General features: G+C 36.9%; 13 protein-coding genes. 1 reads left to right on the forward strand and 12 read right to left on the reverse strand.

Annotation, left to right across the window (positions count from 1 at the left end; translation table 11 throughout):
• Nucleotides 1-32 precede the first annotated feature (32 nt).
• From hprK to lplA, 12 genes are all read right to left on the reverse strand, one after another.
• A complete protein-coding gene (gene hprK, locus AC1RFD_RS15135) occupies nt 33-968 on the reverse strand; it encodes an HPr(Ser) kinase/phosphatase (protein WP_004227974.1) in 936 nt (311 codons plus the stop codon).
• A 142-nt stretch (nt 969-1110) separates the two neighbouring features.
• A complete protein-coding gene (gene cccB, locus AC1RFD_RS15140; RefSeq protein WP_048390832.1) occupies nt 1111-1434 on the reverse strand; it encodes a cytochrome c551 in 324 nt (107 codons plus the stop codon).
• Nucleotides 1435-1482: 48 nt separating this feature from the next.
• Nucleotides 1483-2325: a YitT family protein gene (locus tag AC1RFD_RS15145; protein ID WP_004227970.1), complete on the reverse strand. Its 843-nt coding sequence runs from the start codon at nt 2323-2325 to the stop codon at nt 1483-1485.
• Between the two features lie 163 nt (nt 2326-2488).
• Nucleotides 2489-3718, reverse strand: coding sequence for an EAL and HDOD domain-containing protein (locus tag AC1RFD_RS15150; protein ID WP_326141242.1), 1230 nt, complete (start codon nt 3716-3718; stop codon nt 2489-2491).
• 165 nt (nt 3719-3883) lie between these two features.
• Nucleotides 3884-4531, reverse strand: a complete 648-nt coding sequence (locus AC1RFD_RS15155) for a VTT domain-containing protein (RefSeq protein ID WP_048390828.1) — start codon at nt 4529-4531, stop codon at nt 3884-3886.
• Between the two features lie 249 nt (nt 4532-4780).
• A complete protein-coding gene (locus AC1RFD_RS15160; RefSeq protein ID WP_492475035.1) occupies nt 4781-6328 on the reverse strand; it encodes a fatty acid--CoA ligase family protein in 1548 nt (515 codons plus the stop codon).
• Nucleotides 6329-6470: 142 nt separating this feature from the next.
• Complete coding sequence (locus AC1RFD_RS15165; protein ID WP_492475036.1) at nt 6471-8405, reverse strand: FtsX-like permease family protein; 1935 nt, start codon at nt 8403-8405, stop codon at nt 6471-6473.
• Nucleotides 8377-9153: an ABC transporter ATP-binding protein gene (locus AC1RFD_RS15170; RefSeq protein WP_004230460.1), complete on the reverse strand. Its 777-nt coding sequence runs from the start codon at nt 9151-9153 to the stop codon at nt 8377-8379. The genes AC1RFD_RS15165 and AC1RFD_RS15170 overlap by 29 nt, the downstream gene beginning before the upstream one ends.
• Nucleotides 9154-9165: 12 nt before the next feature.
• A complete protein-coding gene (locus AC1RFD_RS15175; protein WP_048390821.1) occupies nt 9166-9591 on the reverse strand; it encodes a hypothetical protein in 426 nt (141 codons plus the stop codon).
• Between the two features lie 11 nt (nt 9592-9602).
• The gene (locus AC1RFD_RS15180) at nt 9603-10586 is read right to left on the reverse strand and encodes a sensor histidine kinase (RefSeq protein ID WP_048390819.1); all 984 of its coding nucleotides are present in this window, start codon (nt 10584-10586) and stop codon (nt 9603-9605) included.
• Entirely contained in the window at nt 10586-11290 is a 705-nt protein-coding gene (locus AC1RFD_RS15185; protein WP_004230457.1) for a response regulator transcription factor, read from the reverse strand. The genes AC1RFD_RS15180 and AC1RFD_RS15185 overlap by 1 nt, the downstream gene beginning before the upstream one ends.
• 100 nt (nt 11291-11390) lie before the next feature.
• On the reverse strand, nt 11391-12383 hold the full coding sequence (gene lplA / locus AC1RFD_RS15190) for a lipoate--protein ligase (RefSeq protein WP_048390817.1): 993 nt from the start codon (nt 12381-12383) through the stop codon (nt 11391-11393).
• 144 nt (nt 12384-12527) lie between these two features.
• Here lplA and yhfH point away from each other — a divergent pair, with 144 nt between their 5' ends.
• Nucleotides 12528-12653, forward strand: a complete 126-nt coding sequence (gene yhfH / locus AC1RFD_RS15195; protein WP_004230455.1) for a protein YhfH — start codon at nt 12528-12530, stop codon at nt 12651-12653.
• Nucleotides 12654-12963: the final 310 nt, after the last annotated feature.

The following is a 12963-nucleotide window of genomic DNA, read 5'->3' on the forward strand; positions in this document are numbered from 1 at the left end:
CTCAATATGTCATGAACAATGTTGTTCGCTTTTTAATCGTCTAACACATCATTTGATGAAATCACTTCATCTAAACGTCTTGAAAATTCCTCTGCCGCATTGACGCCCATTTTCTTTAAACGATAGTTCATCGCTGCCACTTCAATAATAACGGAGACATTGCGTCCAGGTCTTACTGGAATTGTTAGTTTTGTTAGTTCCGTGTCAATTATTTTCATTTTTTCTTCTTCTAAGCCCAATCGATCATAAACTTTTTGTGGATCCCATATTTCGAGCTCAATGATGAGGGTAATACGTTTATAGGGGCGTACTGCACTTGCACCAAAGAGTGTCATAATGTCAATAATGCCGATGCCTCGTATTTCCAATAAGTGCTCTAACAAAGGTGGAGGGCTTCCAATTAATAGGTTTTCTGATTCTTGACGAATTTCAACACAATCATCAGCAACTAAACGATGACCCTTTTTTACAAGCTCAAGTGCTGTTTCACTTTTACCTACGCCGCTTTTACCGATTATAAGCACACCAATGCCATACACATCGACAAGTACACCATGTGCTGCTGTCATTGGAGCTAAGCGCCCCTCTAAGTAGTTCGTCAATCTACTCGAAAATTTGGTTGTTGTCATATGTGTTTTAAACACAGGTACATGCTTTTCGTTTGAGGCCTGAATAAGTTCCTCTGGTACTTCTAAATCTCTAGAAATAATAATAGCAGGTGTATCCTGTGAACAAAGTAAACGCATACGCTCAAGCTTAACATCCGCTGGTAGCATTTCAAAAAAGGAAAGTTCAGTCTTGCCAAGCAATTGTACTCGATTTGCTGGATAATGAGTAAAGTATCCTGCCATCTCAAGCCCTGGTCTTGAGATATCACTTGTCACAATTGTCCTGCCTATTCCTTCTTCACCAGCTAATAACTCTAATTTAAATTTCTCCATAACATCTCTTGTTAATACTACGACCAATGAAAAAGCCTCCAATCAATGGATAAGGTTCATCTTATTTTAGCATGTCTATGTGTAAAAGAAATGTATTTACTCTCAATACAGCGTTTACTTGCACTAAAAAAACTAGCGGCTCTCCAGCCCGCTAGTTTTTAAAAAGCAATTATTTTTGAGTTGCTAACCATTTAGCAACAGCTTCAGCATCTGCACCTTTTACTAATCCTGCAGGCATGCCGTTTTTACCATTATTTATAATATCTAAAATTTCTGATTCAGACAAACGTGAACCTACATCATTTAATGCTGGACCATTTGCACCTTGTAGCTCGCCACCATGACAAGTAACACAAGATTTCATCGCTATTGCTTCGCCATCTGGCTCTGTAGCAGTTTCATTACCATTATTAGATGCAGTTTTATCTCCGCCGCCACATGCTGCTAAGAAGATTGCTGATCCGAACACTAATGTTAACATTGCTTTTTTCATTAGTACCCCTCCTCATAATAAATATCTTACGCCGCCATTATACCAAAATTATGCACGTTTGAAACCTTCTCCTAATACCTCATATGCATCAGAAACGATAACAAACGCTGATGGGTCAACGCTTTTAATGAGTTGTTTCAGCTTTGTGAATTCTGTTTGATAAACAACAACCATCAGAACTGGTCGTGCTTCTCCTGTATACCCTCCAATTGCTGGTAACTTCGTTACACCACGATTAATTTCAGCATAAATGGCTTCCCTTACCTCATCTTGTTTCAATGTAATGATATAGACCATTTTTGACTGACTAAAACCTAGCTGAATAATATCAATCGTTTTTGTGGTAACATAAAGTCCAATCAGAGCATACAAACCTTTTTCTAAGTCAAAAACAATTGCTGCACTAATTGCGATAACGCCATCTATTAACAGCACACTTGTTCCAAGCGACAATCCTGTAAACTTCGTAATGATTTGCGCCAGTAAATCAGTGCCACCAGTTGAAGCATTCCCCTTAAAGACCAGTCCTATTCCTAGGCCAACAACAATTCCACCAAAAAGAGCACCCAATAAAGGATTATCAGTCCACGGCTCCCAGCTATTTGTTAATAAGACGATAAAAGGTAATGTAATTGTCCCAATAAAGGATTTTATTCCAAATTTTTTGCCCAATAATAAAACACCAGCAATAAAAAGCGGAATGTTAAATGCATACTGAACAATTCCCGGATTCCAACCAAATAAACCATGCAAAATCGTACTTATTCCACTTACCCCACCTGAAGCGACTTGATTTGGTAATAAAAAGACATTAAAACCAATAGCAATTATTGCCGCTCCTACAATGACATACACATACTCCACAATGCTATCTCTCACATCATGTTTCATTTCCCCACGCCCACTTCAACTATCAGAATTTTTTAAAGACGAGATGATTATAGCAAATACTTTTAGCATTGAGAACTTCATCATGATGAAGGGATACTAGATTGAGGAAGATATAAAATAAGCTATCTTACAGTATTCAATAAGATAGCTTTTTTGATTTGGTTTAAAATGATTTTTCTGCCCATTCGATGGCTTCATAATATAAAATATCAATGTCAACTAACTGAATATTCAACTGTACAGCTAGCTCTTCTAATCGTGGCCAATCAAGTTTACTTAACGCAATACTAAACTCCAAATATGGGGTCATTTCCGTTTCAAAGCCTAAAATGGTATTCGTAATAGCCTCTGAGAATGGTAGCTGCTGTAAAATAACATTCATCGGTCTTTGAAGTAATGTATCAATTAGAGAAAACATGCCGACTAAAAAATATTCTGAGAAATTCTTTTTATAAGCAAGCTTAGCTAGTTTTTCACAAACCTTAGCTCGGAATAAAGACGTACACATCACTTCTTTAAAAAGATCAGAATCAGCATCAATATCAATTTCACGCATGGCCAATAAATAAATCCATTTTCGTAAATTGGATACGCCCAATAACACAATCGCTTGCTTGATGGAGCGCACTTTAGATTTAGAACGTTTAGATGAGTTATTAATCATTTGCAATAATTTGTATGTCAATGAAATATCACGTTCAATATTTTCCGCTAACAAATGAATATTTGGTTCTTCCTCTTTTAGTAAAGAGATAATGTGAATATATTGAATCGCATTTGCTGGAATGTCTGTTGCTCGTATTATTTGCGGTTGTTCAAAAAAATAACCTTGAAATAACACATAGCCTGAGGATTTAGCGACTTCAAATTGATGACGCGTCTCTACCTTTTCAGCGAGCAATTGAATATGTGGAAATTTCTCCTTAACTTTATTTTCGATTTCCATTCTTTTTACGATGGAAGAAGCTAAAAAATCCACCTTAATATAATCAATTTGTTCAAATAATTCATCATAAACTTCCACTTGATCATCCATCATAAAATCATCCAAGGCAATTTGAAACCCCTGTTTTTTTAGCTCAATTACACGCTCCACTAATTGAGAGGTAAGTGGAACATCCTCTAATATCTCAATCACTACCTGTGAGGGATTTAAAAATTCATGTATAGAGCTCATCAATAAGTTTTCAGTAAAATTAACAAAGCCAGGCTTACCTTTCGTTACCTCTTCAAAACCAATTGAAAGAAATGAGTTCACAAGTACATCAATCGTTGCTGCATCTGAATCGACCATTGGAAAGGCATTTACATTTTTGCTACGGTATAACAATTCATATGCAACGACTTGCTCATGAAGATTAAATATAGGCTGTCTGCCAATGAATACTTCCATTCCATTGCCCCCCATTTCTCCATTTTCTAGTAATTTATAGTATAACATTTTTTACGACCTGATGCTTATACTTCAAGCTAACTTAACATGCCAACTTTGCTTTTTCAGCAAATAATAAAGAAAGGACAGTCCCTGTGATGATGAATCACTTAAGGACTGTCCATATTATTTACCGACTTTGGATTTAATTGCACCGATCACTGCAGGCACAACTGATATAAAGATAATCAAAATCAATACAACAGAGAAGTTATCTTTAATAATTGGAATATTCCCAAAGAAGTAACCTAATAACGTACAACTGAATACCCATAAAATTGCACCAAAAATATTATAAAATAAGAAATAACTATATTTCATTTTACTTGCACCCGCCACAAACGGGATAAATGTACGAATAAATGGCATGAAACGTGCGATTACGATCGTTTTCCCACCATGTGTATTAAAGAATTTTTCAGCTGCTTCCATACGCTCTTTCTTAACAACTCTACCGAGGAGGCTCTTTGGCGGAATAGATGTCCCTACCTTATGTCCAATATGATAGTTCATCGTATCTCCCAAAATAGCTGCTGCTAAAAATACAGGGATTAAAATCCACATATCGAATGCGCCCATTGCCGCAGCTAATGTTCCACTTGCAAATAACAAGGAATCACCAGGTAAGAATGGGAAAATAACAACCCCTGTTTCTACAAAAACAATCGCAAATAAAATAAGATAGCTCCAATTGCCAAAATCACGAATAATTTCTTCTAAATGCACATCGATATGCACAATAAAACTTATTAACTCCTTAATGAGTTCTAACATGTTTTTGTATGCTCTCTTTCAATAGTATTTTTACCTAAAAGTTTTGACGTGGCTTCACCTCAAAGGGTTCCAGTTTTGTACGTCTTTTTACATTACTTCCTCACTATATGACAAGCTCTTGAAAAGTATGTAGAAGATTTCACAAGTTTGATTTTATCACTTACAGACATCTACTCTCAACTGATTTTACTATTATACGAATAATGTACAAAAAAAGAGCTACCATTTTTCAATAGTAGCTTTTCTCGTTTAAACTTTCTCTTTTAATGAGCGTCTTAATATTTTTCCTGTTGTGTTTTTTGGTAGTTCATCCAGTATTTCAATTACTTTCGGAACCTTATACTTCACCATATGTTTAGCACAATAGGATAGTAGATCATCTGTTGTAGTAGCAGCTACTTCTTTCAGCACAACATAGGCATGTACTGCTTCCCCTAAGTTAGGGTCTGGGAAGCCTACCACTGCTGCTTCTACAATATTATTATGGGCAAACAGCACTTCCTCTACTTCACGAGGATAAACATTAAAGCCCCCTACAATAATCATATCCTTTTTACGATCGACAATGTAAAAATACCCTTCTTCATCTACCTTTGCTAAATCTCCTGTATAGAGCCAGCCGTCACGAATCGCCATCGCCGTTTCTTCAGGCATTTTATAGTATCCCTTCATCACATTTGGACCACTTACAATTAGCTCTCCAACTTCGCCCACAGGTACTTCCTGACCATTAACATCAACAACTCTATTCTCGACATTGCTAATGGATGTTCCAATAGAGCCAGCTTTACGATCACGATCTAATGGGTTAAAACATGTCACGGGTGAAGCTTCGGATAAGCCATAGCCCTCTGACACACGCACATTAAATTTCTGTTCGAAATTATGTAGTAGCGCAACAGGCAAGGAGGCACCACCTGAAATAGCTAAACGAATTGTCGAGAAATCTTCAGGATTGCCCTCAGGTAATTGGTACAAGAAATTATACATAGTAGGAACACCAGCAAATACCGTTGCTTTTTGCTCTCGTGCTAAAGCAAAAATTTCGCTAGGGCTAAAGCGTGGTGCAAGTAAAACTGTTGCCCCACTTAATAAAGGCGCATTCACCACTACCGTTAAGGCAAATACATGGAATACAGGTAGTGTCGCAATAACACGGTCCTCTGCATTAATGCCTAAATAATGCGCAACATCACGTGCATTTGAGTACACATTGCCATGTGTCAGCATGGCTCCCTTTGGACTACCTGTAGTTCCTGAAGTATATAAAATAATAGCATTGTCATCCTCTGCAACTTCAACAGGTTGTAAAGATTGAGTGGTTTTGGCGATTACATGTGTAAATAAATGTGTTTTTTCTTGTGCTTGTGGTGATAAAGCTGCCACTTTTTCCGCTATATCTGGTGTGGTTTCACAAACTATAAATGTTTTTACCTGTGGAAATGCTTGTACACCTTTTTCAACCAATGGCAGCAACATATCCAGAGCAATGACTGCTTTTACATCTCCATTATGCAAAATGTAAGAAATTTCATCCGGTGTATAGATTGGATTAACAGGTATTGCTGTTGCCCCTAAGCGCATTGTTGCATAGAGGGCAATTAAGTAGTGTGGCGTGTTGCCGAGTAAAAACGCCACATGATCCCCTTTTTCAACGCCTAAATCTTGTAATCCCTTTGCAAAGCGGCCAACTGTATGCTCAAATTCCCCGTAAGTCGTATCTTTCCCCATAAAATGATACGCCACTTTTTCAGGTTGTTCTGTTGCCTGTTGACGAACACGTGAAACTAAATTCAATTACACCATCCCCTTATCGTATAAAATGAATCGTTATTCAGTAATATTATATAAGAAATATATCTAAAAAACAATGAGTCTTTTTATCTCATGTCATAAATTACGTTAAATAATTCATTTTTTTCTCTTTTAAACCATTACTTCATGAGCGAATATGGGAGATATAGCGCCATCGAATTAAATAAAAATAAACCACTTGTATTAATACAAAAAAACCAAAAGCAAAGAATACTTCTTTTACAATCGATATATTCGCAATGTCCCTTAAAATACCTTGAACCATTAGAAAAGCAAAGGCACTATGCATCATCGCAACACCCCAAGGTAAAAAGAATTGGGGAAACAAATGGCGATTAACTAGCTTTTTTAACTCTGTATCTGTTAAACCCATACGTTTTAATACATCAAATTTACGCTTTTCACGTTCGAGGGATGTATGCAATTTAAAATAGATAAAGCTACCAGCTGCAAGTAAAAATACAGTGGCTACTAAAACACCCACTAATGTAAATAATGAGTAGGTAGCTAGTATATAAGAATAATTTAATCCTGCATTTTCAAAGTAAAAAGGGCTAAACTTATCCTTTTTAATAAAATATAAATTGGATTCTAGATGATCGATATCCTTACCAATATCCTTCGTTTCCATCCATTGAGGAATAACAAATGTAAATAGATGATAGCTTGGTTGAATAATGTCTTGATCGGAAATCGGATGAATAAGCTTCGCGAAGTCTTCATCACTAATGACAATCGAATTGACACTGACAATCGAGCCTGGAAACACTATTTTTGGATAGACACTATCAATAGTGAGCGGTATATTGTTTTCTTCTAAAACAGTATGCACAACTCGATCTTTTAATTTTTTTAGGGAATCCTCCGAATAAGGAATGAATACTGCCTCACCTGCTTCCAGATTCAATAATGGATAACTGTAGGAAGAAAGCAGGACATTCATATCGGACTCTCGAAAAACCTCCACTTCATTTCGAGTGAAAGAGGAGGTTTGCTTCACAACAATAAAACGGGATAGCTGATAAGATAAACCTTTCTCCTCTAATTGCAGCCTTAAAGAATTGATATGCTCCCGTTCATATGGATTATCGACATCCCCTTTATAAACCAGCCCGAGTGGATTTAATCGATCATATTGCGTTGTATAGGAGGACATTGTTGCTAAAACACCAACAGATAAAAATGCAAGTGTCGATACCATCGTCACAACGAAAAACATTTTCACGTTATCCATCATTATATGCGTTTGTTCTGCTAGCGATAGTAGACGGTAGCGTTGCCAATGATATTTGCGTTTCCCACGTGCTAAATCTAAAAAACAAGGTACAGAATCACTGAAAAAATAATAGGTGCCAAATGTTGCGGAAAATGGTATTAACAGCGTTAGCCCAATTAGTGATGTATGTCCGACAACAAACGCGAGAATATACGTCGTTACAATTAAAGAAATACCATAGAAAGATCGTATTTTGGAATACGTTGTTAAGCTATTTAAATAATCACTGCCTTTTATAAGATCTCGTAATTTTCTCTCTCGTGTAAAATACACACTAATAAATGAAATGACGAAAAATGCACTTGTGAAAACACCAATCGTTAATAAAAATGGCTCCCATGAAATATAGAGTGGTAAATCTTCTAAATGTAAAATTTCCCTAACAATCATAAAAAAGAATTTTGAAAAGGAGAAACCAAAGACAATCCCTACAATAATGGAGCCTGTTCCAATAATCATTGTCTCTAAAAAGACAAGTTTATTCATCTGACGTTTTTCCATTCCCAAATGCAATAAAATAGCAAATTCATGTGATCTGGCCTCTAAAAAGGCACTCATGGAATAATATAAAAAGAATAATGTAAACAGGACGAGAACAATTTCAGCCCCCACCATCCCAATGAGAGACATCTCCCCTAATATCCCACGTTCAATATCAGGGTGAAACATCAGCATGGAATAGATAAAAAATACAGCCACAGAAAAAAAGCTTGCCATGAAAAAGGCGCCATATATCCGGCTGTTCCGCACGACATTACGGTAAGCGAATTGTCGAAAGGTCACCTACTTGCCCTCCTCCTAGTAAGCTCAAAACATTTAAAATACGTTGGAAAAACATCTGACGGCGGTCATCTCGATAAATTTCATTAAAAAATTCACCATCTTTAATGAATAACACTCGATCACAATAACTTGCTGCAATTGGATCATGCGTGACCATCACGATTGTCGTTTGTTTATCCTGATTCACCTTTGTCAATAGTTCAAGCACATCACGTGAAGAATTTGAATCTAAATTACCTGTAGGTTCGTCCGCTAAAATGAGACTAGGATTATGAATAAGCGCACGACCAATTGCTGTTCTTTGTGCCTGTCCCCCAGATATTTCATTTGGACGTTTATGAAGGAAGGAAGTTAAATCTAGCTTTTCTACAATACTTGCCAGACGCTCCTCCATTACCTCTAGTGGCTGTTGATCTAACGTTAAGGGCAACACGATATTTTCCTCGACCGTCAGCATATGCAAAAGATTGAAATCCTGAAACACAAAGCCAAGCTGTCTTCTTCTAAAATAGGCAAGCTCTGTAGCATTCAACTTATGTGGATTCATTCCATCTAAAATGATTTCTCCACTAGTTGGTTCATCGATGGTCGAAATAATATTCAACAATGTCGTTTTACCGCTTCCTGAGGGCCCCATAACAGCTAAAAACTCGCCTTCTTCCACGTCAAAGCTCAATTGATTTAATGCTCGATGCGTTACTTTACCTTCGTACACTTTTGTCACATCTTTAATTTGTAAAATAGGCATACTTCATTCACCTTATTTCTTCATTAATTCTAAGGATTGAGGTAAAAGCCACTGTAAAACGACCTCAAAACCAATGTGAAAATGAGGCTCTGTTAAAGCCAGTATTGACTCTTCCTCTACTAAACTAAAGCAATGCTCCCCAATAATCACATCCCAAGCATCCATTTCTCCCTCTACGATTTCCCCACATACAGTATAATACCCACTATACATAATCTGTTGACCGTCTACAGGAAAAGCATTCAATAATGTTGGTTGCTGTAAGTTTAACCCAAGGCTCTTTGAAAAATGCAGTAGTTCTTCATCTAACTTTTCATTTGCCAGGATAAAATTTTGATAGGCTAATGGATCTCCCGCTTGCAGATGTGTCATATAAAGCGCATTTGTTTTCTCCTTATCAATCGTTAGTTTCCAATCTTCTATACGTACCTCTACCATCCTAGTGCCCCCTAATTTGTAAATGTTACTGTCACAATCGTCCCTTTTCCTACCTCTGATGTAATAGCCAGCTCATGCCCTAGCTTTTCACAGATTTCTTTGGCTAAATAAAGGCCCATTCCAGTTGATTCACCTGTTTTCCGCCCATTTTCGCCAGTAAAAAAGGCTTTCGTAACACGAGAAAGATCGGAAGCTGGAATCCCAATACCCTCATCACAAATCGCAAGTTGTACATAGTCATCCTTTTCAATGGCAGAAATAACAATTTTTTTATTGGCTTCAAACGTGTATTTCACTGCATTGGTGATAAATTGTCCAAGAATGAAACGAAGCCATTTTGAATCACTGGCAACAATTAGATCGTCGTCAATATGAATTTCCGGGAAAACTCTTTTCGTAATAAATAAACGTTTATTTTCATTAACAGTTGCAGTTACAATACCTTTTAACGCAACCCGCTCTACTTGCATATCATCCTCAAAATTTTCTAGGCGTGCATTAACAAGTACCATGTCCAATCCTCTACGCAAGCGATCGATTTCCTCCTGAACATTCTTTTTATCAAGAGGTCGGTCATCTTGTAATAATAATTCAATCACTGAAATAGGTGTTTTCATTTGATGGACCCACTGGTTCATAAATTGATCATGCCTTTTTTGACTTGCATATAAAGCATGCAGCTCATGTTGATAAAGTCGATACAATTCATGCATATACTTCTCGGTTTGTATAGCTTCTGGCGTTTTTGCATTTTTTTGTAGCACATCCTCCATTGCTGATGGAAGCTGAGTTATCTTCAATAAGTAGCGTTGCCGCATTAAATAGCGGACAAGTAAAAAGGATGCTAATAGCACAAGGCTAATACAAAAGGAATAAATAGCCGTATCAATATTTCGAAAACCGTCGAGTGCATAGATAACCATGATGAAGCCAACTAATAAGAGCTGGAACACAATAAATGATGCATAATCACGTAAAAAAAGTTTCCAGCCCACTATAGCTCACCTGCACTTAATATGAATCGATAGCCTGCACCACGTACCGTTTCGATTGTTGACGATATATGATAATCCGCTAACTTTTTTCGAACTCGGGTCATATTCACATTCAAAGTGTTTTCATCGACAAATGCTTGATCGTCCCAAAGCTCCTCTAACAATTGCTCACGCGAAACTACTTTCGGTGCATTGCCCATCAATAGCTCTAAGATGATACATTCTTTTTTCTGAAGTGGAATTTCTAAATCATTTTTATGTAGCTCCATTCTTTCTAAATGAAGTACAAGCTGTCCTTGCTTGATTGTCCGTTCTTCTTGCCTTGCTGCATATTCACCATATGTACGGCGTAGATGACTACGGATTTTAGCCAACACAATTTCGTAGTTAAAAGGCTTTGTAATAAAATCGTCGCCCCCATTTTCAAGCGCAAAGATTTGGTCCATTTCTCCTGAGCGTGCAGAAATGAAAATTATTGGACATGTTGTATGCTGACGTAGCTGGCGACACCAATAATAGCCATCGTAAGCGGGTAAATTTATATCAAGCAGCACCATATGTGGATTAAATGCTGTAAATTCTTCTATAAGATGATCAAATTCTTGAATTGTTGCAACTTCGTATTGATATTTTCTAAGCGTTTCCGCTAGTAATGATGCAATCTTGACATCATCTTCAACTATGAATATTCGATGCTTTTCCATATCAACACTCCTTTCTTTCTATATTGTATCAAAAAAAGGTTCGACGACATAATTGTCAGCGAACCTTTAGGCTAAAACATTACATGAAACCGTATTTTCCTTAATAAATTAATTGTAAAAAGTCCTCAGTTGAAATTCCACCAAAATATGTAGGGATATCGATGTCTGCTAATGCCTTAGCAATTGCAGCTCTGTCATAGTTTGTCCCAACTAAGCGCTGTTCTATATCAGCCATATCACCGACACCAAAGAAATCTCCAAAAATATGCACTTCTTCCATCACACCATGATTTACTTCTAGGCGAATATCAATGCCTCCTGTTGGGAATCGGTGTGTTTTTTGAATATTAAAGCGAGGTGATTTCCCAAAATTCCACTCCCATGTTTGATAGCGTTCCTCTGATAGCTTGTGGATATTTGCCCAATCATCTTCGGTTAGCTCATAATAACGAATATTTTCTTCCCCGCCAAAAATGGATTTTAAAATTTCAAGACGGAATTCCTCAACTGTCATTTGCTCTTTTAAAAACTCTGAAATGTTTGCTACTCGTGAGCGAATTGATTTAATACCTTTTGATTCGATTTTATCCTTTTTGACCTTTAAGGCTGAGACAACCGCATCGATTTCTGTATCAAACATCAATGTACCATGGCTGAACATACGTCCTTTTGTAGAGAACTGAGCATTTCCTGAAACTTTACGTCCCTCTGCTAGTATATCATTACGTCCTGAGAGCTCTGCATTCACACCCATTTTTGCTAGAGCGTCAACAACTGGTTGCGTGAATTTTTTATAGTTCATAAAGCTATCGCCATCATCATTTGTAATAAAGCTGAAGTTAAGATTGCCTAAATCATGATAAACAGCACCACCACCTGAAAGACGGCGCACAACAATAATGCCATTGTCCTCTACATAGTCTGTATTGATTTCTTCAATCGTATTTTGGTTTTTACCGATGATGATAGACGGTTGATTAATATAGAAAAGGAGCACTGGCTCTTTCTCAACGTCCATTGTTTTTAACAAATACTCCTCAATAGCAAGATTAATACGTGGATCATGGATCCCTTTATTATCAACGAAAATCATAGTTCACGTTTCCTCCTTCACAAAATATCCATATTTATTTTACCGTAAATTAGGCATTTTGTGTTGACGAAAAGCATCTGTTATAATACACTAGAAAATATCAAAACAGTAATAGTACAGATGAACTTAAAGGAGGAGTCCACAATGTTAGAAAACGTAGTTGAATTTTTCAAGAATTTACCTGCTAAGCAATGTACTGAGTGCGGTGAAAAAATGGAAGAACAAAGCGAATGCTACAGCAACACTTGTGAAAAATGTAACCACCTATAAGCATTTGCCTATTCTGATATAGTCATATACGTGCCCCACACGTAGCAATCATGACACCCTTCATCATATTTTGATGAACCCTTAATTAAATCTCTTACACTTACAAAAAACAACAGCTGATACGCTCATATCAGCTGTTGTTTTTATGCTTTTGAAAAAGACAATCACTAGCAGAGAAATACCTTTTGGCAAGGGAAGGGGGATTTCCGTTCTGCCAGCGTCCAGAGGGAACAGCTCACCTACTTAAAAACAAATGACCGCAATGGAAATCCATACTTTTTTTCATAAAATTTCTATAGATAACTTCGTT

It is taken from the genome of Lysinibacillus sp. GW823-FHT02G10 (assembly GCF_058797135.1).

What these genes read in the sequence shown, in the direction of transcription:
- cccB (WP_048390832.1), bottom strand. Translation starts at nt 1,434, where the DNA reads ATGAAAAAAGCAATGTTAACATTAGTGTTCGGATCAGCAATCTTCTTA.
- AC1RFD_RS15145 (WP_004227970.1), bottom strand. Translation starts at nt 2,325, where the DNA reads ATGAAACATGATGTGAGAGATAGCATTGTGGAGTATGTGTATGTCATT.
- AC1RFD_RS15150 (WP_326141242.1), bottom strand. Translation starts at nt 3,718, where the DNA reads ATGGAAGTATTCATTGGCAGACAGCCTATATTTAATCTTCATGAGCAA.
- AC1RFD_RS15155 (WP_048390828.1), bottom strand. Translation starts at nt 4,531, where the DNA reads ATGTTAGAACTCATTAAGGAGTTAATAAGTTTTATTGTGCATATCGAT.
- AC1RFD_RS15170 (WP_004230460.1), bottom strand. Translation starts at nt 9,153, where the DNA reads ATGCCTATTTTACAAATTAAAGATGTGACAAAAGTGTACGAAGGTAAA.
- AC1RFD_RS15175 (WP_048390821.1), bottom strand. Translation starts at nt 9,591, where the DNA reads ATGGTAGAGGTACGTATAGAAGATTGGAAACTAACGATTGATAAGGAG.
- AC1RFD_RS15185 (WP_004230457.1), bottom strand. Translation starts at nt 11,290, where the DNA reads ATGGAAAAGCATCGAATATTCATAGTTGAAGATGATGTCAAGATTGCA.
- lplA (WP_048390817.1), bottom strand. Translation starts at nt 12,383, where the DNA reads ATGATTTTCGTTGATAATAAAGGGATCCATGATCCACGTATTAATCTT.
- yhfH (WP_004230455.1), top strand. Translation starts at nt 12,528, where the DNA reads ATGTTAGAAAACGTAGTTGAATTTTTCAAGAATTTACCTGCTAAGCAA.